The organism is Vibrio inusitatus, assembly GCA_024346935.1.
Lineage (GTDB): Bacteria > Pseudomonadota > Gammaproteobacteria > Enterobacterales > Vibrionaceae > Vibrio > Vibrio inusitatus.
Window position 1 is genome coordinate 1,286,355 of record AP024878.1, and the last position, 20,966, is coordinate 1,307,320.

The following is a 20,966-nucleotide window of genomic DNA, read 5'->3' on the forward strand; positions in this document are numbered from 1 at the left end:
TTGATTGTATCGCTTCGTAGATCACTACGTTTAGTACAGGTGTGACTTATAATCGTCGTCTCCGAGGGATTTTATCGGGGACCTTTTATAGAAATAGATGCGCGATAAACACACTCGAGCGTGACGACGATCCTGAAGTCCGACTTGTGATTTAGAGACTGGCTATCAGCTATTAGATTTCGGCTCATTATAAGGTTGTGGCACAAACCTTGGCATGATGGGGCCGTAGTTGTATTTCGGTAACATCTCCAATATTGGTTCTTGCGGGCCTAAGAATTTTGGCTGGGTGTTCATGATGTACACATCGAGCATTGCTTTAATTCGTGCAAATACTTCTCGAACCCTAACATTGAACCAAGATTTTGGTTTGGGGGAGGGGACGCCAAGGCAGGTGGCATCTGCCTTGTAGTAATTAGCGATGAATAGTGCTCTGTCACAATGAAAGGTTTGAGTTACAACCGTAAAGTCATTGAGGTTAAAGATTTGTTTAGCGCGAACAATGGAGTCGAGCGTTCTAAAACCTGCATAATCAAGAAAGATAAGCTCTTCAGGTATTCCTGCCCTTAAAAGATCTCGCTTCATTGTCCAAGGCTCATTGTATGAGCGATGGGCATTATCACCACTGAGCAAGAAGCCACGCACCTTTTGCTGTTTGTACAGTTCGATGGCTGCGTCTATTCGATAGGTGTAGTAAGGATTTAGGGTTCTACCTATGTATTTGCTGGTGCCTAGGATCAGTGCGATGTCTCTTGCTGGTGCTGATTCCACGTCTTTGTAGATTCGTCCATTGGCTTGGTAGCTCATCCAAAAATCCACTGAGCTTAGTAGCAGGATAATACACAGCGTGATACCGCTACCAAGCAGTAGCAGTATTTTCACAGTGTTAAGGGCTATGCGGCAAACCGAGGTTTGGCGATAGTGATCCTTAATATTCGTCCAGCTCAGTTTACTCACTAGAAGGCAGTACGCTTATAACGACGGTAAACGGGCTGCCAGAAGTGGTTGTCTATAGATTCTTTGATCGCTTGATCGGTGATTTCTAGCGCAACACCTTGCTTAATCGCTTGTTTTGCCACAGCGAAAGCGATTTTCTTCGATACCGAATGAATCTCTTCTAGAGGTGGCAGTAGCGCTCCGTGACCTTTAATAGCCAGTGGTGAACATTCAGCAAGTGCTCGACTGGATTCCATCAACATCTCGTCGGTAATACGTGATGCAGAAACAGCCAGTACGCCAAGGCCGATTCCAGGGAAGATATAACTGTTGTTACATTGGGCAATCTCTAAGTGTTTGCCTTTAACCAACACAGGCTCGAACGGGCTACCTGTCGCGACTAAGGCTTGACCATCTGTCCAATCAAGAACGTCTTTTGGCACCGCTTCTACACGACTCGTTGGGTTCGATAGAGGAAAAACGATTGGGCGAGGGCAATGTTTATGCATAGTTTCAATAACCTGTTGGCTAAAGATGCCTGGCGCGCCAGATACCCCAATCAATACCGTAGGCTTAGCGTTTTCTACGACATCTAGTAACGAGTAGTCTTGTCCTTTTGCCTGCCATAGTTTTAGATTTTCAGCCTTTTGAGCCAATGACTTCTGGAAGTCGAGAAGGTTATGCATACCTTCTTGGAGTAGACCCCAACGATCCACCATATAAATGCGTGAGCGAGCTTCGTCTTCAGGTAAACCTTCCGCCTGCATTTGTGCGACGATAGCCTCTGCTATACCGCAACCAGCAGAACCTGCACCAACAAAGGTGACGCGTTGATCTGACAACTTACTGCCTGCAGCATGACATGCTGCAATTAGCGAGCCGACAGTAACCGCTGCAGTGCCTTGAATGTCATCGTTAAAGCAGCAGATACGGTTTTTGTAACGCTTCAATAGTGGCATTGCATTTTTTTGTGCGAAGTCTTCAAATTGGATCAAAGCATCAGGCCAGCGACGTTGAACTGCTTGGATGAACTCTTCAACAAATTCGTCGTATTCAGCCCCTGTAATGCGCGGGTGTCTCCATCCCATGTACATTGGGTCAGCTAGACGCTGCGGGTTGTTAGTACCGACATCTAAAACAATCGGTAATGTGTAAGCTGGGCTAATACCACCACAGGCGGTATAGAGAGAAAGTTTTCCAATAGGGATACCCATACCACCGATACCCTGGTCACCGAGACCTAGTATGCGCTCGCCATCGGTGACGACGATAACTTTTACATTATGCGTAGAGGCATTGTTGAGAAGGTCATCGATACGGTCTCTATTAGAGTAAGAGATGAAAAGGCCGCGACCGCGTCGATAGATATTAGAGAACTTCTCACACGCAGCGCCAACGGTTGGTGTATAGATGATAGGCATCATTTCGGAAATATGGTTTTGTACTAATCGGTAGAACAGAGTCTCATTGGTATCTTGGATATTTCGCAGGTAGATATGACGATCCATGTCGTTGTCGAACTGTTGATATTGTTGGTAGGCTCGTTCTACTTGTTCTGCAATTGTTTCTGTTGTCTCAGGCAACAAACCATCTAGATTAAAGTAGGACCGTTCTGAGGCAGTAAATGCACTTCCTTTGTTGAGTAATGGGGTACTCAGAAGTGCAGGCCCAGCGTGAGGGATATAAAGCGGTCTTTTATCGTTTTTCATTGTTTAACCTAGTTGGAGAATAGAGAAGAGTTCAGCGTAGGGCATTGTAAGTTATCCCATTTGTAAAATGAATGACGCAGTGATCATTTTTTGTCAAATGTTTCCCCACCTAACAATTAAGTATTGAAATAGTTAACTGGTCTGTTAACAACTAGTTACATATATGCTTTTAAGGAATGGATTGCTGATGTAGTGGAACGTTATTTCATACAGACTTGTACTGTTGATGAATTCAGCTGATAGTTATCAATAACATAGCCATTTTCTGGCTGATTTTAATGCATATTCTGTTGGAATAATGACTAGTAGCCAAATACAAAATAACGCTGTTCGCTTCGACTACACCCATTTCTTGGGTGAGAGTAGTCGTGGCCATCGCTGGCGTTTTGTCGATGTCATTCACAGCATTGCGCCTATCTTCGGCACGTTGTGGCAACAAGAAATAGATAAGGCACAGAATTCAGAACAAAAACTGTGGGAAAGTGCGCTTAATCAATTATCGTCGACACACAGTGATGAAAAGAATTTAGTTAAGCTATTGAAAATTGCTAAACAGGAAAAAATAGCGTCTCTTGAGATTTCTTTGCCTTACTCATTTGAACAAGAACAAATCGAAGCTATCTGTAATCGCGCAGAAGTGACTATTGACTGTGTTGATGAAGAGTTGTGGAAGGTAACGTTGTGAGTCGTCAATAGACGACTCACACACTTTGGATTAGTTTACCCAGTCTTTCAGTTGAAACGTCAACGTATGCTCTGTGCTTTTAAGTTCCATTGTCTGCTTAGTAAGAGTGACGTTATTCCACTCAGACAGTGCCTTTGAATAAGCCATTTCAGTGTTCATCACACCTTCTGGACACATTTTCATCGTCATTCCTATCTGTTGGATGCGGAACTTACCGTCTTTAAGCTCACCTTGACCGAAGAAGTTATTACAACCAGCGTTGCCGTTTGTAGTCATCTTCTCGCCAATTTCTAACGTTGGCGCTTTGAAGTTCTCTTCAACTTTAACTGCTTGACCGTCTATGTGAGTCAATAGCCAATGGTGATGCTGCAAAGCTTGCTCGTTTACTTGCAAAGTTTCAGCGCTCATTTCCATTTCAGCCTTATTATCCATAGCTTGCTTATCTGCATCATTACTGCCCATACTTGAACAAGCTGAAATTAGCAGAGCTGCTGATATTGCCGTTAATTTTTTGTACATTTAAAGACTCCAAATATTTAATTGATATGGTCCAAGTGTATAACAAATAAAGAGAAATATGTCAGTGATACGTCAGTAATTGCAGTGACATTTATTGAATAATAGACCTATTTGATGAATACTGTTGGGTATTAATTCAAGGGTTGAATATGGGCACGTAAATGGAACAATTAGATTTTTTTGATGTACCTAGCCCTTGTATTGGCGTATGCAGTTCTGATGAGCGAGGGTACTGTAAGGGATGCATGCGTAATCGTGATGAACGCTTTACTTGGCAAACCCTTTCGTCGACAGAGAAGAAACACATTATTAAACTCTGTCGTCAACGATACAGACGTAAGATGCTAAAAGAAAAGCAGCCCCCTAAATTATTTAATGAAGAAGAGGTGACAAACTCACAAGGTGACCTGTTTTAATGAAGTTCAATAGACGAAACGTATAACGTCTTAAATAACCGGAACAATTCCATTCTCATTTCTCTATTTTAATGTTCTTGTATTATTTATTAATACTTGTTGATTTTTAGATTTTAAATTCTTTTTTATTGTTGTTAGTTATTGATAATAAATAGAAAACCCCGTAATTCTCACGTAAATAATGCATTGAATATTGATGTCTAGTTCTCTGTTGAAAAGATAGTTTCCACTTTTTCATATTAATCCTGACGCTGTAAATCCTTATGCTAGGTGTTCTTATTGAACAATCTAGGCAGGGAAAAATGAGCCAACTACTGCAGATCAGCGATCTTAATGTCTCTTTTAAAACCATGCAGGGTAAAAAAGGCGTACTTCACGACGTCAATATTGATGTTAGCAAGAATGAAATTCTTGCTGTAGTGGGGGAATCGGGTTCAGGAAAATCCGTAATGAGCAAAGCCATTATGGGACTACTTGGCAATAAGGCGACTAAATCAGGTCAAATCTACCTTCATGACAGCAAGTTAAGCGATGAACCATTAGAAATGGTGTCTATGAGTCGTAGACAGGCTCAACAAATTCGCGGCGACGAAATATCAATGATATTTCAAGACCCAATGACATCGCTAAATCCACTTATGACCGTGGGTAATCAAATAGCTGAAGCGGTACAAATACACCAAAAAACCTCTAGAGCAGAAGCGATAGAAGAAGCCAGCCGTATGCTTGATCTAGTGCGTGTACCATCAGGACGTAAGGTGTTAGGTGTCTATCCACACCAACTATCCGGTGGCATGCGTCAGCGCGTGATGATTGCAATGGCACTGGCCTGTAAGCCAAAGCTTCTTATTGCTGACGAACCGACAACAGCTCTCGACGTTACTATTCAAGCGCAAATCTTAGGTTTGATTCGCGAACTGCAAACCGAGCTCGGTATGGGCGTGATCTTCATAACTCATGATATGGGTGTTGTACATGAGGTCGCTGACCGTGTTGCAGTGATGTATCACGGTGATATCGTTGAGACCGGTACGCTTAATCAAGTATTTCTTTCTCCGCAGCACCCTTATACCAAAGCGCTTTTGAAGGCGGCCCCTAAATTAGGTTCTATGCGTGGACGCGCAGTGCCACATTCTTTTCCTGTTTTAACAATGGAAGAAGAACTGAAGGGAAAAACGACTTCTGTAGAAATACCAGGATGTCCTGTTGATTACAGCAAAGCTCCGCTACTCGATGTTGATAGTTTACATGTTGTTTTTCCGAGAAAGCACAACTTCTTTGGCAAAGTAACCCATCAAGTTCACGCAGTGAATGATGTCAGTTTCCAACTTTGGAAGGGAGAAACTTTAGGTATTGTAGGGGAATCGGGATCAGGTAAATCTACGATAGGTAATGCGATTCTTGGTCTTCTGGAAGAGGCAAGTGGTGGCATTTCTTACAAAGGCATCGATCTTTTAGATCCAACTCGTGAACAGAGAAAGTTGGTGAAGCGAGATATCTCATTTATTTTCCAGGATCCATTAGCGTCTCTCAATCCGCAGATGACGATAGGGGAGTGTGTCGAAGAGCCGTTCATCATACACCACCCTGAAATGTCTAAAGCTCAGAGAGAGCAAAAAGCAAAGGCATTGCTTAACAAGGTAGGGATTAAATCCGAACTCTATCGCCATTATCCGCATGAATTCTCAGGTGGCATGTTGCAGCGCGTTAATATCGCCCGAGCGCTGACCACACAACCCAAGATCATCGTTGCTGATGAATCTGTATCTGCGCTAGATGTTTCCGTTCAAGCTACGGTTTTGAACCTGATGCTTGAGCTACAAAACGAATTTGGTATCTCATTTATTTTTATCTCTCATGATATGGCGGTTATTGAACGTGTATGTCATCGAGTTGCGGTTCTGACAAAGGGCCAACTTGTCGAGATTGGCCATCGCCAAGAGGTGTTTGAGGATACAAAACATAGCTATACACAAAAGCTACTAGCTGCAATCCCGTCCATTGATACAGAACGTTCTGTGCCTAAGCAATTTGAACTTTTAACGGACGATATCCCTGACCCTATATTTCCCGTGGGAGAGTTTCCCTCGCCAATATTATTGGTTGAACATACACCAACGCATTTTTCCGCTACTGAATAATTACAAAGGAATGATCATGAACACAACAAAGAAAACTTTAGTTCTCGCCGTTGCATTAGGCTTAAGTGCCAATGTATTTGCCGCACAAGATAAAGTGGTTGTCGCTTCCACGAGTACAGTGCAGACATTAAACCCACATAACGCGGGCGTAACACTTGATATGAGTGTGGCAAACGCTATCTATGATGGTCTGTTCAAATTTGATGACAACATGCAGGTACAGCCTAACCTCGCAACAGGTTATGAGGTAAGTAACAACGGTCAAACATACACAATTACACTGCGTGAAGGCATAAAATTCACCGACGGCACACCATTCAATGCAGAAGCAGTAAAATACAATTTCCAAGACGAAATTGATAAAAAACAACGTCGTGCATCGCTATTGTCAAACGTAGAAAGCTTCAACGTAGTGTCAGAAAATGTATTAGAAGTTCAGCTTAAAACGCCTTCTAACACCTTTATCAATAATATTACACACCCAAGTCAGGGGATGATCAGTCCTGCAGCCATTGAAAAATATGGTGAAGATATCAAAGCGCATCCAGTAGGCACTGGTCGTTATGTGCTTAACAAATGGATTCGTGGCTCAAAAATCACTATGGATGCAAACCCTAATTATTGGGGTGAACCCGTTAAGGTGGAGCACTTAGAATTTCGCGCTGTACCAGAAGCCGGTTCTCGTCTTGCGATGCTAAAAAGTGGTCAAGCTCAAGTGATGCTTCAACTGCCAAATACGATGAAGCCAGCGGTTACCAATGATAAAAAACTCGATGCTGTGGCTTCTCCATCTATCATCGCTCGTTACTATGCATTGAATACCCAAAATGAAATATTGGCCAACGCTGATGTACGAAAAGCTCTGAACTATGCCATCAATAAGGATGCCTATAAGAAGGTTGTTTATGGTGGTGACGCAAGCACACTGAACTCAATCGTCCCTGAGAAGATTGAAACATTTGCTGCGCAAACGCCTTACACCTATGACGCAGAAAAAGCGAAAGAGCTTTTAGCTAAAGCGGGTTATGCCGATGGTTTTGATGCCGTGATCTGGGCGAAAAACGTAACAACTAGTATGCGCAGTGCTGAGTTTATTCAACAGCAGTTAAAAGCGATTGGCGTGAATACAACGATTGTTCCTCGCGATGTAGCAAGCCACTACTCGGCGGGTGACGGTATTAATAACGATGGTACTCCACCTGTGATCTTTGATTCTGGCTGGTCATCTTCATCAGGTACGGTTGACTGGGCTATCCGTCCTCTATTTGGTTCACAGGGTACGTCTAACTACAGCTACTACAAAAACGCTAACGTTGACCAATGGTTAGCTGATGGTCAAAAAACATTAGATAAAGCAGAAAAAGCGAAGATCTATCAAAATGTTCAATCGACAGTGTGGAATGACGCTGCTGGTATTTGGACAACAGTAGATACCCAACTATGGGCTAAATCTAAGAGCGTTAAGGGCATCAATATGTTGCCGGACGGTTCTCTAGCAATCACTGATGTTCACTACGAGTAATAAAGCATGTCGCAGTATATTGTAAAACGACTATTGGGCATGATCGGGGTAATGTTCCTCATTGCCGTGATTGCATTCCTATTCGTTCACATGTTACCGGGCGACCCTGCGAAAATGATTGCTGGCTTAGATGCCAGCAGTCAAGACATTGCAGCCGTTCGTCATCAACTGGGTCTAGACCTTCCTTTGTTGGTTCAGTTTCAGCACTTTTTGGTTAACCTTGTTCATTTTGACCTCGGTAAATCAATGATTAATGGTGACTCAGTTGTCAGCCTGATCAGTGAACGTTACAAGGTCACAGCTACTCTTGCTTTGGTATCATTGTGGTTTATTCCTGTTGGTATCTTGCTGGGTGTTATTGCAGCGGTTTATCAATCTCGCCTGCCTGACAGAGTGAGTATGGTCGTTGCCGTTTCAGGGATCTCTGTCCCCGATTTCTGGCTAGGCTTGATTTTGATTCAGGTGTTCGCAGTCAAACTCGGTTGGTTTAATCCGACAGGCTATGAGGGCCTCCACGATTTAGTGTTGCCGTCGCTAACACTGGGTACTGTGGGTACAGCCATCATTGCTCGTTTTTCTCGCTCTGCATTTTTAGATGTCTTGTCTGAAAACTATATTCAAACGGCGAGAGCTAAGGGTTTGATGGAGAGCCAAGTACTGATTAAACATGCTTTTCGCAATGCGATGCTGCCGATCATTACCGTTATTGGTTTGCAAATTGGTTTCGTATTGAGCGGTTCAATTGTGGTTGAGAGCATCTTTGGTTTGCCTGCTTTAGGTTCATTCTTAATCGACAGCGTGAACGCAAGGGACTACCCAGTGGTTCAGGCACTATTGATCCTTTATTCGTTTCACTTCGTGCTGATCAACTTTGTGGTTGATGTCTTGTATTCCGTCGTGAACCCACAGATCAAAATGAAGTAGGAATCATGGATACTAATTCGAATAAAACTCTTTCTCCTTTTGCGATGTTTTTGATTCGCTTCAAGCGAGAGAAAACAGCGATTGTCGCCTTGTGCATCCTATTGACCATGGTAGTAATGGCGATTGCAGCGCCAATGTTTTTGCACTACACGGCAACAGATGTTGATTACAACAATATTTTAAGTTTACCTTCATGGGAGCATTGGGCGGGCACCGATTTGTATGGTCGCGATAACTTTGCCCGCCTTGTGTATGGTGCTCGCATTTCGCTCTCTGTTGGTTTTGTGTCAGTCACCATCGGCGTGATTGTGGGTACGGTTCTTGGGGTAATCAGTGGCTATTACGGCGGCATTGCCGATGCCATCATTATGCGCGCAGCAGATGTGCTGTTTGCGTTCCCAAGCTTCTTATTGGCTATCGGTATTGTTGCGGTGCTTGGTGGAGGTATTGTGAATGTAATTATTGCCATTGCCATCTTTAGTACGCCTATGTTTGCACGTATCGTGCGCTCACAGACTCTATCAGTGATGAACTCTCAATACGTTCGCGCGGCAAAAACAATGGGTGCAAGTACGCCAAGAATCATGTTTAAGCACATTATTCCATCCACAGTGAGCAGTGTGCTGGTGTATTTCACTATGCGTGTTGGCACCTCTGTATTGACAGCAGCGAGCTTGAGCTTTTTAGGGCTTGGGGCTCAACCGCCTTCACCAGAGTGGGGAGCTATGTTGGCATCAAGTCGAGACTTTATGGCCGTTGACGGTTATATGTACCTCACTCTTTTCCCAGGGCTGTGTATCTTCTTGACCGTGCTCTCTTGTAATGTACTGGGCGATGGTATTCGCTCCGCACTTGACCCTAAGAATTAAGGAACAATCATGCAGCTATTAATCAAAAATGGTTCAGTGTATGCCCCGCAGTGTTTAGGTAGCAAAGACCTGTTGTGTGCGGGAGGTAAAATCATTGCGATTGAAGACACTATCAATGAATCTGCATTGGTTGGTGAATATCAAGTCATTGATGCTAAGGGCGCAAATGTAGTGCCCGGGTTTGTAGACACTCATCAGCATTTTATTGGCGGTGGAGGCGAGGGCGGTTATGCAACTCGTACCCCTGAATTGAAGTTGACCGACCAAACTTTGAATGGTGTTACAACGGCATTGGGTTTGCTTGGCACTGATGATTTATCTCGTCATGTAGAAAGCTTGTTTGCCAAGACTATGGGCTTTCGAGATGAAGGCATCAGTACCTACATGATAACCGGATCTTATTTTTTACCTTCCCCTACTATCACTGGTTCAGTGATGCGAGATATCGCCTTTATTGATCCTGTTGTAGGTGTGAAATTGGCCGTCTCTGATCATCGTGGCCCGTACATTACTCATCAAGGTTTAGCAGAATTAGTTGCGCAGGTCCGCAATGCGGCGCTTGTTTCGGGTAAAGCCGGTATTATTACCGTTCATTCTGGTGCAGGTAAAAAAGGGTTAACTCAGCTTTTGGATGTACTTGATGAAACCGATTATCAAGCGGAACGCTTTGTCCCTACTCATATAAACCGTGAAGATGTATGGGAACAGGCGGTGGAGCTAGCAAAACGTGGCGCTACCATTGATGGCACTGCAGTATCTCAAGAGATGTTAGATTCAGGTCGCAAGGCAATGTCTTGTGCTGAGGCAACTAAGCTGTCCATTGAGCTCGGCATTAAGGATAACTTTACTTTTAGCTCTGATGCGGGTGGTTCTTTACCTAAATGGAATGAAGATCGTACGCACATTGTAGGTATGGGAGTCGGCACGCCAAGCTCTCTACTTGAAGAGATTCGGCGAGGTGTGAACCAATTTGCGCTTAGTTTAAGTGACATGCTCGTGCCTATCACTAAGAATGCGGCAAAGCAGTTAGGGCTTAGTGCATTTAAGGGTGAGTTAGCTGTCGGCTATGATGCGGATATCTTATTACTGAGTGATGACGAGTTAGCCTTGACTCATACTGTGGCAAAGGGGCAGGTGATGGTTTGTGACGGTGAGGCTGTGGTTAAGGGGACGTTCGAATAACTGCTTGCCCGTTTCTCGACGTTACACTCTACTGCTTCTAAAATCCCGACTTAAGGTCGGGTTTTCGTTTTATAGCACTTCCCAAAGAACCCATTCACAAAGTTCAGAAATGGCGAAAGCCCGGTTGTTGGTAGCAATCGGGCTTTCTAATTTTTAAGAATCTACAGTTGGTAAGACCGAGTTCTTTATATATGCAAAAGGTGGATGTTATCCTAGTTAATTCCTTGGTAGGGAATTAAACGCGGATGAAATCCATGTGCTCAACTTTTGGCTTGAACGCGTGACGTTGAACGTCTTGTGGCTTAACCTTAACTTCTGCGCCATCAATCACAAGAGTGATTGTTTCGTAGAATTCTGGTTTGTCCATTTGGTTGATCACGTCAGAGTGAACTAGCGCGATAGATACTGGCGCTGCTTCACCACCGTAAACGATTGCTGGGAATTGGCCAGCGTGACGTAGGCGGCGGCTCGCACCCTTACCTAGTTCAGTACGTACTACTGCTTCAAATTTCATAGTATTTACTCTCAAATTAGTAAAATAAAAAGGATTTTCATCAAAGTCTTAGCGACCTAGTCCTTGATGGGATTCGCTTTAAAACGAGAAATCGTCAAAGCGAGCGCGGATACTACCATTCAAGACGAAAACGAGCAATAGGATTCTGCCTGATTTTACCCGATGAACCGTGAATAGTTACAGCATAAACTCATTGTCGAATATCACATCTCTGAGTTTCCAAAATCTGCCTTCTTTTCGAGCGATGACAAATTTAGGTAGCCTAAATCGATGCTGCTGATTAACGACTTTAGTTGGCGATAGTCCATCAAACTCTTGATGTTTGTCTGCTAGGTGAAGTCTGACAAACTGAGAGTAAAAGCTTTTCTTTTGTGCTGGGGTATTAAGATAGAAATTCAAGCCGACTTTATTACCACTTTCCCCTAGGTAAATCACTCTTAAAAAATTCTTTCCTTTACTGTCTTTAATGACATTGAATTCAAGGTCAGTGCATTCAAACACCAGTGCATCTTTGAGATTCAACGCTTCTTTGAGTTTTTTATCTGGGTCGACCAATACCGCGTCGCATTCGTGGCAAATTCGCGCAGCAATATCATTGTCAGCACCACACTCCCTGCAGTATTTCGCCCGGAAACGATAATCACAATGTTCACGGTTGCCTTCATCATCTTCAAGATAACCCTGACACTTTCTGCCGTAGTGTTCGATGACAAAGCCGTTTTCGGCTGTCTTACCCCAGAAGTTATTGTTAAAGCCACAAGCTGGGCAGGGTATGGTGACAATTTCACTGTCAGGATCGGGTTGGGGAGAACCTACTTCTGGTTGATACAAGTCATAGCAGTTTCCTGCATACTCAAGTACCAAACATTCAGTTTTACCTTCTGCAAGTCGAAGACCACGACCAATGATTTGTTGGTAAAGGCTTATAGACTCGGTTGGACGAAGCACGGCAATAAGATCAACGTGTGGTGCATCAAATCCGGTGGTCAGTACCGAGACATTCACAAGGTATTTGATTTGTTGTTGTTTGAATTCTTCTATGATTCGGTCTCGTTCCTTGGTGTGGGTATCACCAATAACGATGGCGGCTTCGCCTTGAGGTAACAATGCGTACACTTCTTCCGCGTGCTTGACGGTGGCGGCAAATATCATCACACCCTTGCGTTTGTCTGCGAGCGTTATTATTTGGTTGAGTATCTGAGGAGTAGCGCGCTTTGACTTCTCAATGACTAAATCCATATCTGATTCTCGATATCGTCCCATATGTGTGGGAGATATTTCAGAAAAGTCATAACTAAATAGCGGAGCATCAATGATCTTCGCCGGAGTCAAAAACTCTTGGTCCAATAGATAGCGAATTGGCAATTCAAACACACAATCCCTGAAGAACCTGCCTTCATCAGAGCGCACCTGACCGCGAGTGTGGTATTGGTATATCCAGCCAAGGCCTAAGCGATATGGCGTCGCCGTTAGGCCTAATATTTTCAGATTAGGGTTAAGCGCTTTTAAGTGGCTGATGACCTTTTGATAACTGCTGCTTTTATCTTCTGGTACTCGATGACATTCATCTATCACTAAAAGAGAAAAGGGATCATTAAAGACATCTAGGTTTCGTGCAACGGACTGCACAGATGCAAAAACCACCTGTTGCTCAGTTTCTTTGCGGCCTAATCCAGCAGCAAATATAGAACCAGTAAGGTCATAACTTTCATATTTGGCGTGGTTTTGCTCTACGAGTTCCTTTACGTGGGCCAGTACTAATACCTTTCCCTTGGCGAGGCGAGCAAGCTCTGCGATGACTAAGCTTTTGCCTGCTCCAGTCGGTAAGACGATGACAGCCGGTTCGCTACGCTTTCTAAAGTAGTGGACAACCGCTTTAACAGAATCGGCTTGATAGGGCCTCAGTTGGTACATGACTGGATACTATTTCCTGAAAAAAGTTGAAGTTTGAATCATTCAAAACAGTTATACTATCTGACTTCCTTAAAAAGGAATATCCCCACTAGGCTTAACTTTTCTTCTTTATTGGTATTCATACCAAGGGTCTTAGATTCGCTGTGACGCAGTAGGGCGATATTTCAAACTCTTAAAAACTCCTAGGTTAAGATGCGTTTAGATAAGTATTTGTGTGATGGATTGGGCATTAGCCGTAAAGATGCTACTAAGTTGATCAAAAGTGGTGATGTAACGATTGATGACATTGTAGTCAAATCTGGCTCTGTTAAAGTCAAAGACGGACAAAGCGTTGAATGGCAAGAGCGTCCTATTCTCCTTCGAGGACCACGTTACTTGATGATGAACAAACCAGAGGGTGTGGTGTGTTCTCATGAAGACGGTTTCAACCATACAGTCTTCGTTCTTATTGATGAAGTTCGTTACGAAGATTTGCACTTTGCGGGCCGATTAGATGTGGACACTACGGGTTTATTATTGATTACTGATGATGGCCAATGGTCACACCGTATTACCTCGCCTAAACACAAATGTGATAAAACCTACCGAGTCTGGCTTGCCGATCCTGTGCAAGAGCATTATCAACAACAAATCTCAGAGGGAATCCTACTTCGCAATGAGCGTGAGCCAACCTTGCCGGCTCAAATGGAAGTAGTAGATGAGAAAGAAGTACTGTTGACTATCCACGAGGGTAAATATCATCAGGTGAAGCGTATGTTTGCTGCTTTAGGTAACAAAGTGGTGGGACTTCATAGAGAGCGCATCGGCGCTATCGAACTCGATGACACACTGGAGCTTGGAGAGTATCGCGATCTGACTCAGCTAGAGATCGACTCTATCTTCAAAAAATAATCACTAGGATAACAATATTATGACGAAACAATCAGCGGCCCAGCTGAGTTTCATGATGTTTGTGCTTTTGGGGGCGATCTCCGCATTGACGCCCCTTGCTATAGACATGTACCTACCCGCAATGCCTGCGATTGCCGAAGATTTTGGTGTTACACCAGGGGATGTGCAGATCACGTTGACGATCTACACATTAGGTTTTGCGGTAGGTCAGTTATTTTACGGCCCATTAGCCGATAGTATTGGTCGAAAGCCTGTATTACTGGGCGGTGTTGGGCTGTTTTTAGCTGGCGCTATTGGTTGTACCTTTACCCACTCAGTTGAAATGTTGGTGTGGGTTAGATTGTTGCAAGGGTTTGCAGGTGCTGCTGCTGCTGTGGTGATTCAAGCGGTGGTTAGAGATATGTTTGAGGCAGAAGACTTTGCTCGAACCATGTCATTTATTACGCTTGTAATGACCGTTGCACCATTGGTAGCACCGCTTATTGGTGGTCATGTATCTGTGATTGCGGGCTGGCGAGCGGTCTTTGGTATCCTTGCTGTATTTTCAGTCATCATGCTGGTGGCTATTTATTATAAGATCCCGGAGACGTTGGCTAAAGAAAATCGGCAGCCGCTCCATTTACGGACCTCATTGAGAAACTATGCCGGTTTACTTAGAAATAAACAAGCCATGGGCCTAGTTTTGTGTGGTGCGTTTTCATTCTCGGGTATGTTTGTATTCCTAACTGCTGGTGCTTTTGTTTATATTGATATCTACGGTGTTGCTCCCCAAGACTTTGGCTACTTGTTTGGCCTGAATGTATTAACCTTGGTGATGTTTACTACGCTAAATGGCAGGGTAGTAAAGAAGTATGGTTCAAACAAGATGATCATGTTTGGATTGACTATTCAGCTTCTGGCGGGCTTCGGTTTGTTCATCTGTTGGGTGGCTGATCTAGGGTTGGTGTTTATTGTGCCTTGTGTCATGTTTTACGTGGGTACCATTTCCACCATTGGTAGTAATGGTATGGCACTACTGCTAAATAAATACCCGAACATGGCCGGAACAACCTCATCTATTGCCGGTACCATGCGTTTTGGTATTGGCTCTTTAATGGGCTTTATTGTGGCTCATTTACCCGGCGATAAAAGCTGGCCAATGCTAACTATGATGGCACTTTGTGCCGTGTTATCTATCGTAATCTATAAAGTATTCGGAGAATCTAAACAGTGAAAAGCTACGCTGAACAAATGCTTGAGTTAGTCGATTCTGCTTTGTTGGACATAGACCAACAACATAAATCTGGGAAATTGGCTGATACGCCAGTAAGTAATACTAACTCTCTGCTGCGTTGGATTACTAAAAGTATTAAAGAAAAACGCTTTGCGACTTTGATGGCAAAAGATTTGATTGCATGGCAGAAGATGGGGCGAAGCCAAGGCAGTAAAACTGGCCTTTATGCTCGTTTTCAAACGCTATCAGATTTCTATGGAATGTTTTTTGGAACAAACGTAGAAGTGACACCTGTTTTAGACAAGCAGATCGAACAGTTAATGGACGATATGGAAGGGTTAGGTTGGAGCGTTACCAATGAATATGACCTAACTGAATCTGTAAAAAGCCAAGTATTTACCGATGGTGAAAGTTCGTTTGTCTTGTGCGCCAATCAATGTGAATCGTGCTTTGATGGTGGGGAAGAATTAGTACGCCCAATGAGCTTTTTTGTTCGTGGCAACCACGCACAATTTATTCAACAAGCTCTGCGCTGTGGCATGATGTTGCATAAGCAGACAGATTATAAATCTAAGGTTAAATACCACGGAGAATACCTAATTTATCCGAGCAACCAAGGCCCAATTCTCGCTGAGATACCGCTTGGATTTTCGTTGGAAGAATATCAACCTAAAGCTGACAGCTAAAAAACAGTCATTCTCGAAGGCTATTAGTTGTGGGTATCTTTCTCGTGTATAGATCCCCGATAAAAGCACTCGGGGATGACGCATACCGTAAAACTTAGCTTGTAGCTTGTAGCTTGTAGCTTAGAATCGAGGTTCTAGCTTTTTTTGGCCTTACGGCAAATGGCTTTTACCATTCCCTTAAAAATAAACAGATGCGCTGGGAACATCGCATACCAGTAAAGCAGCCCCAAAAAACCTTTTGGATGCCACCACGCTCTAACGTCTAACTCTCGGTGATCGCCATGGTCAATAATAGTGCATTCTAAACGACCTAATCCGGGGCCTTTCATGCCAAATAGTAGTGAAAGAAACTGGTTTTCTTCGATACGAATCACCTTCCAAGAATCTATCTTGTCACCCACCTTTAAGGTTGGGCCTTCGGGTACTCGTCGTTTCGGACGACCACCACCAACAAATAAATCTAGCCATTCTCGAGTACGCCATAAAATATTGGCGTAGAAGTAGCCTTCTTTAGGACTCCCTAACGTTTTGACTACGTTCCATAAATCTTCAGAGCTCTCTTCAGTGGTGATGCTTGCTCCTGCTTGCTTAGGGTAGTAGCCATAGCCGGGCTGCCATCTTTTAAGAGCGGCAGGGTCGAATCCCCAAACTTTACCACGCGCAAACTCATCTTCATGATCGAGTGTCTCGGTAATCATTTCTCGGTAAGAAAGAAGAGGCTGAGGAAAGCGGGTACGTATTGCTTGGGAGTCAGCAACAAAATCATGACTCAAGCCAGATAGCAAAGCGCGACCAATGTTACTAGGCACTGAAGTCACGAGACCTAGCCATACTGACGCCATAGCTGGAGTAAGAAGGGGAGTGGAAAATAAGCGATATTGATTATTGGTGGCCTTACATAACACTTTAAACTGTTCTCTATAACTAAGGGTATCAGCGCCACCTACTTCGTAAAATTCACTGTTTGTTGGCGTTTCATCGACTAAAGAGAGGAGATAATGATTGAGGTTTTGCAGGGCTATCGGATTGGCCTGTGAATCTACCCACTTTGGCGTAATAAGTACGGGAAGGTTGTAGACAAAATCGCGCATTATTTCAAAAGCTGCAGAACCTGGACCGATAATGACGCCTGCACGAAGTTCGATAATCGGCACTTGGGTATGGCGTAAAATATTACCTGTTTCACGACGAGCTTTAAGATGCTCTGAGTCGCCAGTTTGTGGTTGTAGAGAACTTAGGTAAATAACCTGACCAATAGCGTTTTGGTTTAGTGCTTCGGCGAAGTGATGAGCCAGTGATAACTCATACTCAAGAAAGTCATGTCCATGATTCATACCATGCACCAAGAAAAACACTAAATCATAATCGTCAACCACTTCTAGAGTTTGTAGTTTGTCGGATAAATCTAGTTCTTTAAATGTGAGATTAGCGTGGTTGGAAATTCGACTTTCTAATAGTGTGGAGTTGCGAGCACTAGCAGTAACTCGATGCCCCTTTTCCAGCAACAGTGGTACAAGTTGCGAGCCAACATAGCCAGATGCGCCAACGACCAATACCTTTTTTGAGTTCATCCTGATTCCTACTTGGTTCTATCCTATAGATAAGAGTATACTATTTGCTGAAAACCCTCACTTTTTCATAATCTTGCTGAATAATACAGCACATTTTTCAAAAGAGTCCTCTCATTATCGAGATTGAATAATTAGGTGAGCTTAAGATGGGTAAAAGGTAACCATTAATGTTGAAACTGGTAAGTGTTAGCAAGGGATTTGTTGACGGTGGAGAATTTCATCCGGTATTACAGGGTGCTGATCTAACGATTGGCAGAGGTGAACAAATAGCACTTATGGGAGAATCTGGCGCAGGTAAGAGTACGCTTCTTAATCTGATCGCAGGCCTAGATAAAGTCGATTCTGGTGAAATCTGGTTTGGCGATTATGATATGCATAACTTCAAAGAGAACAATCGTACTCGCTATCGTCGAAATCATATTGGTCATGTTTTTCAACAATATAACTTATTGACCACGCTGAACATTGCCGACAATATTCGTTTTTCTCGCCAGTTAAAAGGTCTACCTGAAAATAGCCAATTGTGGCGTCAGATATTGGCAACCCTGGACCTTATGCCTCTATTGGGCCGATATCCAGAAGAGTTGTCTGGTGGACAGCAACAACGTGCTGCCATTGCTCGATCTCTGTATATGGAACCGTCGATTCTTTTGGCGGATGAACCAACAGGTAGCCTCGATGAGAAGAATGCAGAAGCGGTAATGCGTTTGTTTACGTCTTTGACTAAAGAATTTAACTGCACGTTACTGCTCGTGACACACAGTGAGAAAGTCGCTGCCTATATGGAAAAAACCGTGCGCCTGCAAGGAGGGCAACTGCATGTTATGGCCAATAGCTAAAGCGCTACTCGGTCATTACAAGCGGCACCCATTACAGATGATTTTAGTCTGGCTGGGGCTGTCCCTTGGCATTTCGGTTCTGGTTGGTGTATTGGCCATTAACCAGCATGCAAAGCTCTCTTACACACACGGTGAGCGCCTTTTCGCAAACCCTTTGCCTTACCGAATCCAATCCAAGAGCAGTTCAAATACTATTCCTCAGGGCTTCTATGTACAGATGCGCCGCGAAGGATTCCATCAATGTATTCCGTTTGATATTTTTCGCTCTCGTACTGATGAGGGCGGCGAAATTCAGCTACTAGGTATTGATGCTTTAGCAACAGCTGAGGTGTTTTTTAGATCTGATATTCTAGAAAATCCGATACTCAAAATGATGCAGCCTCCTTATCCTGTTTTGGTCAATCACACCTATATGAAGTACATGGGATGGGAAGAGGGACAACGCCTTAAATTGCAAGATGGCAAGGAACTCGGCCCTCTTGTGGTCGATAATCAAAAGCTAGTAAAGGGTTCAAACTTAATCGTAGATATGGCGGTAACTCGCAATTTAAGAAGAGGCACAGGCTTCTCTTTAATTGGCTGCGGAAATTTGAGCCAACAAAAACTCGATAAGATTCGCTCCATGCTCCCTGAGGGGATGAGTTTACGCAAAAATACTCGTGCTGAATTGGTCTCTCTGACAGAAGCTTTCCATCTCAACCTCACCGCAATGGGAATGCTGTCATTCTTAATTGGCTTGTTTATCTTTTATCAAGCAATGTCACTCTCGTTCATTCAACGACAAACCGTTGTTGGTGTGTTGCGTCAAGTAGGCGTTTCGGGTGGGCAGTTGGTGGCGGCTCTAAGTTTAGAGTTGGTTATTCTAGTTGTTGTCAGTTGGCTTTCAGGTAATGTCTTGGGCTTAATGCTAGCCAATCAATTATTGCCTGCTGTGTCTATGAGTATTGGCGCTATTTATAACGCAAGTATTGATCTTGTGATCAACTGGAGTTGGACTTGGAGTCTCAAGAGCTTAGGCATGGCGATCTTGGGAGTTTTACTCTCATGCACTTGGCCTTTAGTTCGTCTAGTACGTTCTCAGCCTATTCGTCTGACTGCACGTTTATCCTTAGTTCGTTTTGCAGGTAAAGAGTTTTTTTGGCAAGCGGTATTATCTGCGTTTTGTTTATTTGCCGCGGTGTTCATTCTTCAGTTTGGAGAAGGAGTTTATGCTGGGTTTAGTATTCTAGGCTTTATGCTAGTGGGCGTTGCTTTAGTGGTGCCGTACATCATATTTGAGCTATTTACCTATCTATCGTATCGATTACGCTGGGTAAGAGCACGTTGGTTCTTTGCAGATGCCGCAGCTTCAATGAGTTACCGAGGTGTGGCGTTAATGGCCTTTATGTTGGCGATCACAGCGAACGTCGGCGTCGAAACAATGGTGGGAAGCTTTAGAGAAACCACTGACAAATGGCTTTCACAACGCCTCGCCGCAGATGTTTATATTCACCCTACGGTCAATGCGGCGCCTAGAATGACGTCTTGGCTTGAAAAACAGCCAGAAGTGAAAGAAGTTTGGCAACGCTGGGAAACTGAACTGGTGACGCTCGATGGTAATATTAATCTGGTGAGTACAGGTAATAGTGCTGGAGAAGAGGGCTCTTTGTCCGAGAAAGTAACCATCCCTGACTATTGGCATCACCTGCATCACTCTCGTAGCGTTATGATCAGCGAATCTATGTCTCTAAAACGGAACATTAGAGTGGGGGATTATATTTCACTGCCTGCACCTATAGGTCAGCAATGGCGTGTGGTGGGGGTCTACTACGATTATGGCAATCCTTATGATCAGGTCTTGTTATCTGAGAATAGTTGGCGCTTGTTGCTGCCTGGGCAAGGAAGCATAGGACTAGGGGTTGTGCTCAATGATAAATCTCAAGCCGAAAGTCTGACTTCTAAATTGATCTCTATCTATCGAACGCCGGCTGAGCGGGTGGTCAACAACAACACTATCCATGAGCATGCATTGAAGATTTTTGACAGAACCTTTGGTATCACTGACACGTTAGGCAACCTAACCCTGATTGTGGCCGTATTTGGTATCTTCTTTGCTACTCTTGCGGGTGAGGCGTCGAGATTGCGTAATGTTGCCTTGCTTCGCTGTTTGGGGGTATCAGGAAAAGAATTAGTGTTTATTGGCGGAGCACAGCTGTTCGCATTCGGCTTGGTGGCGTCTTGCGTGGCAATTCCACTTGGCATGGCACTTGCGAGTAATGTTGTAGAACTTATTTTGAAGAAAACCTTTGGCTGGAGTATGCAGTTGCATGTGGTGCCATGGGATTATTTAGGGACATTGGCACTCACCGTAGGTGCCTTGATGTTGGCGGGAGCCATACCAGTGTTGCAAGTTATTCGTCGTACTCCGATGAAATCACTGCGTGACGCGTTATAGAGCA

Annotated in this window: 18 protein-coding genes; 12 read left to right on the forward strand and 6 right to left on the reverse strand. The window is 43.8% G+C overall.

Going from position 1 to position 20,966, the window contains the following annotated elements; all coding sequences use genetic code 11:
* Nucleotides 1–165 precede the first annotated feature (165 nt).
* Together OCU48_RS05935 and OCU48_RS05940 are read right to left on the reverse strand one after the other, a co-directional pair.
* Entirely contained in the window at nt 166–945 is a 780-nt protein-coding gene (locus OCU48_RS05935; protein WP_390223115.1) for a SanA/YdcF family protein, read from the reverse strand.
* A gap of 8 nt (nt 946–953) precedes the next feature.
* Nucleotides 954–2,642, reverse strand: a complete 1,689-nt coding sequence (locus OCU48_RS05940; RefSeq protein ID WP_141344480.1) for an NAD-dependent malic enzyme — start codon at nt 2,640–2,642, stop codon at nt 954–956.
* Between the two features lie 298 nt (nt 2,643–2,940).
* Here OCU48_RS05940 and OCU48_RS05945 point away from each other — a divergent pair, with 298 nt between their 5' ends.
* The gene (locus tag OCU48_RS05945; protein ID WP_141344481.1) at nt 2,941–3,327 is read left to right on the forward strand and encodes a hypothetical protein; all 387 of its coding nucleotides are present in this window, start codon (nt 2,941–2,943) and stop codon (nt 3,325–3,327) included.
* A 30-nt stretch (nt 3,328–3,357) separates the two neighbouring features.
* On the opposite strand, the gene OCU48_RS05950 is transcribed toward OCU48_RS05945, so the two are convergent.
* A complete protein-coding gene (locus tag OCU48_RS05950) occupies nt 3,358–3,846 on the reverse strand; it encodes an META domain-containing protein (protein WP_141344482.1) in 489 nt (162 codons plus the stop codon).
* Between the two features lie 161 nt (nt 3,847–4,007).
* Here OCU48_RS05950 and OCU48_RS05955 point away from each other — a divergent pair, with 161 nt between their 5' ends.
* The 6 genes from OCU48_RS05955 to iadA all read left to right on the forward strand — a co-directional run bounded on the left by OCU48_RS05955 (nt 4,008) and on the right by iadA (nt 10,900).
* Nucleotides 4,008–4,262 (forward strand): DUF1289 domain-containing protein, encoded by a 255-nt coding sequence (locus OCU48_RS05955; protein ID WP_141344483.1) that lies wholly within the window; start codon nt 4,008–4,010, stop codon nt 4,260–4,262.
* 302 nt (nt 4,263–4,564) lie between these two features.
* Complete coding sequence (locus tag OCU48_RS05960; RefSeq protein ID WP_141344484.1) at nt 4,565–6,403, forward strand: ABC transporter ATP-binding protein; 1,839 nt, start codon at nt 4,565–4,567, stop codon at nt 6,401–6,403.
* 16 nt (nt 6,404–6,419) lie between these two features.
* The gene (locus OCU48_RS05965) at nt 6,420–7,925 is read left to right on the forward strand and encodes an ABC transporter substrate-binding protein (protein ID WP_141344485.1); all 1,506 of its coding nucleotides are present in this window, start codon (nt 6,420–6,422) and stop codon (nt 7,923–7,925) included.
* A gap of 6 nt (nt 7,926–7,931) precedes the next feature.
* Nucleotides 7,932–8,849 carry an ABC transporter permease gene (locus OCU48_RS05970; RefSeq protein ID WP_141344486.1) on the forward strand — a complete coding sequence of 306 codons (918 nt, stop codon included), beginning with the start codon at nt 7,932–7,934 and terminating at the stop codon, nt 8,847–8,849.
* Nucleotides 8,850–8,854: 5 nt separating this feature from the next.
* The gene (locus OCU48_RS05975) at nt 8,855–9,718 is read left to right on the forward strand and encodes an ABC transporter permease (RefSeq protein ID WP_141344487.1); all 864 of its coding nucleotides are present in this window, start codon (nt 8,855–8,857) and stop codon (nt 9,716–9,718) included.
* 9 nt (nt 9,719–9,727) lie between these two features.
* The gene (gene iadA / locus OCU48_RS05980; protein ID WP_141344488.1) at nt 9,728–10,900 is read left to right on the forward strand and encodes a beta-aspartyl-peptidase; all 1,173 of its coding nucleotides are present in this window, start codon (nt 9,728–9,730) and stop codon (nt 10,898–10,900) included.
* Between the two features lie 235 nt (nt 10,901–11,135).
* On the opposite strand, the gene rplY is transcribed toward iadA, so the two are convergent.
* Both rplY and radD read right to left on the reverse strand, forming a co-directional pair.
* Entirely contained in the window at nt 11,136–11,414 is a 279-nt protein-coding gene (rplY, locus tag OCU48_RS05985; protein ID WP_141344489.1) for a 50S ribosomal protein L25, read from the reverse strand.
* 177 nt (nt 11,415–11,591) lie between these two features.
* Complete coding sequence (gene radD / locus OCU48_RS05990; protein WP_141344490.1) at nt 11,592–13,328, reverse strand: DNA repair helicase RadD; 1,737 nt, start codon at nt 13,326–13,328, stop codon at nt 11,592–11,594.
* Between the two features lie 192 nt (nt 13,329–13,520).
* Here radD and rsuA point away from each other — a divergent pair, with 192 nt between their 5' ends.
* From rsuA to OCU48_RS06005, 3 genes are read left to right on the forward strand one after another with little or no spacing between them, the layout of a single operon-like run.
* Complete coding sequence (gene rsuA / locus OCU48_RS05995) at nt 13,521–14,219, forward strand: 16S rRNA pseudouridine(516) synthase RsuA (RefSeq protein WP_141344491.1); 699 nt, start codon at nt 13,521–13,523, stop codon at nt 14,217–14,219.
* Nucleotides 14,220–14,238: 19 nt separating this feature from the next.
* A complete protein-coding gene (locus OCU48_RS06000; protein WP_141344492.1) occupies nt 14,239–15,432 on the forward strand; it encodes a Bcr/CflA family multidrug efflux MFS transporter in 1,194 nt (397 codons plus the stop codon).
* Nucleotides 15,429–16,118, forward strand: a complete 690-nt coding sequence (locus tag OCU48_RS06005; RefSeq protein WP_141344493.1) for a DUF2913 family protein — start codon at nt 15,429–15,431, stop codon at nt 16,116–16,118. The genes OCU48_RS06000 and OCU48_RS06005 overlap by 4 nt, the downstream gene beginning before the upstream one ends.
* Before the next feature lie 134 nt (nt 16,119–16,252).
* On the opposite strand, the gene OCU48_RS06010 is transcribed toward OCU48_RS06005, so the two are convergent.
* Entirely contained in the window at nt 16,253–17,689 is a 1,437-nt protein-coding gene (locus OCU48_RS06010; RefSeq protein ID WP_141344494.1) for a DUF2867 domain-containing protein, read from the reverse strand.
* A gap of 167 nt (nt 17,690–17,856) precedes the next feature.
* On the opposite strand from OCU48_RS06010, the gene OCU48_RS06015 reads away from it, so the two are divergent.
* The gene (locus OCU48_RS06015; RefSeq protein ID WP_141344495.1) at nt 17,857–18,528 is read left to right on the forward strand and encodes an ABC transporter ATP-binding protein; all 672 of its coding nucleotides are present in this window, start codon (nt 17,857–17,859) and stop codon (nt 18,526–18,528) included.
* Complete coding sequence (locus tag OCU48_RS06020) at nt 18,509–20,962, forward strand: ABC transporter permease (protein ID WP_141344496.1); 2,454 nt, start codon at nt 18,509–18,511, stop codon at nt 20,960–20,962. Before OCU48_RS06015 ends, OCU48_RS06020 begins: the two co-directional genes overlap by 20 nt.
* Nucleotides 20,963–20,966: the final 4 nt, after the last annotated feature.

Coding starts and splice junctions, on each gene's coding strand:
- OCU48_RS06020 (WP_141344496.1), top strand. CDS start 18,509: ATGTTATGGCCAATAGCTAAAGCGCTACTCGGTCATTACAAGCGGCAC.
- rplY (WP_141344489.1), bottom strand. CDS start 11,414: ATGAAATTTGAAGCAGTAGTACGTACTGAACTAGGTAAGGGTGCGAGC.
- OCU48_RS05960 (WP_141344484.1), top strand. CDS start 4,565: ATGAGCCAACTACTGCAGATCAGCGATCTTAATGTCTCTTTTAAAACC.
- OCU48_RS05940 (WP_141344480.1), bottom strand. CDS start 2,642: ATGAAAAACGATAAAAGACCGCTTTATATCCCTCACGCTGGGCCTGCA.
- OCU48_RS05955 (WP_141344483.1), top strand. CDS start 4,008: ATGGAACAATTAGATTTTTTTGATGTACCTAGCCCTTGTATTGGCGTA.
- OCU48_RS05945 (WP_141344481.1), top strand. CDS start 2,941: ATGACTAGTAGCCAAATACAAAATAACGCTGTTCGCTTCGACTACACC.
- iadA (WP_141344488.1), top strand. CDS start 9,728: ATGCAGCTATTAATCAAAAATGGTTCAGTGTATGCCCCGCAGTGTTTA.
- radD (WP_141344490.1), bottom strand. CDS start 13,328: ATGTACCAACTGAGGCCCTATCAAGCCGATTCTGTTAAAGCGGTTGTC.
- OCU48_RS05950 (WP_141344482.1), bottom strand. CDS start 3,846: ATGTACAAAAAATTAACGGCAATATCAGCAGCTCTGCTAATTTCAGCT.
- OCU48_RS05975 (WP_141344487.1), top strand. CDS start 8,855: ATGGATACTAATTCGAATAAAACTCTTTCTCCTTTTGCGATGTTTTTG.
- OCU48_RS05965 (WP_141344485.1), top strand. CDS start 6,420: ATGAACACAACAAAGAAAACTTTAGTTCTCGCCGTTGCATTAGGCTTA.
- OCU48_RS06000 (WP_141344492.1), top strand. CDS start 14,239: ATGACGAAACAATCAGCGGCCCAGCTGAGTTTCATGATGTTTGTGCTT.
- OCU48_RS06015 (WP_141344495.1), top strand. CDS start 17,857: ATGTTGAAACTGGTAAGTGTTAGCAAGGGATTTGTTGACGGTGGAGAA.
- OCU48_RS05970 (WP_141344486.1), top strand. CDS start 7,932: ATGTCGCAGTATATTGTAAAACGACTATTGGGCATGATCGGGGTAATG.
- rsuA (WP_141344491.1), top strand. CDS start 13,521: ATGCGTTTAGATAAGTATTTGTGTGATGGATTGGGCATTAGCCGTAAA.
- OCU48_RS06010 (WP_141344494.1), bottom strand. CDS start 17,689: ATGAACTCAAAAAAGGTATTGGTCGTTGGCGCATCTGGCTATGTTGGC.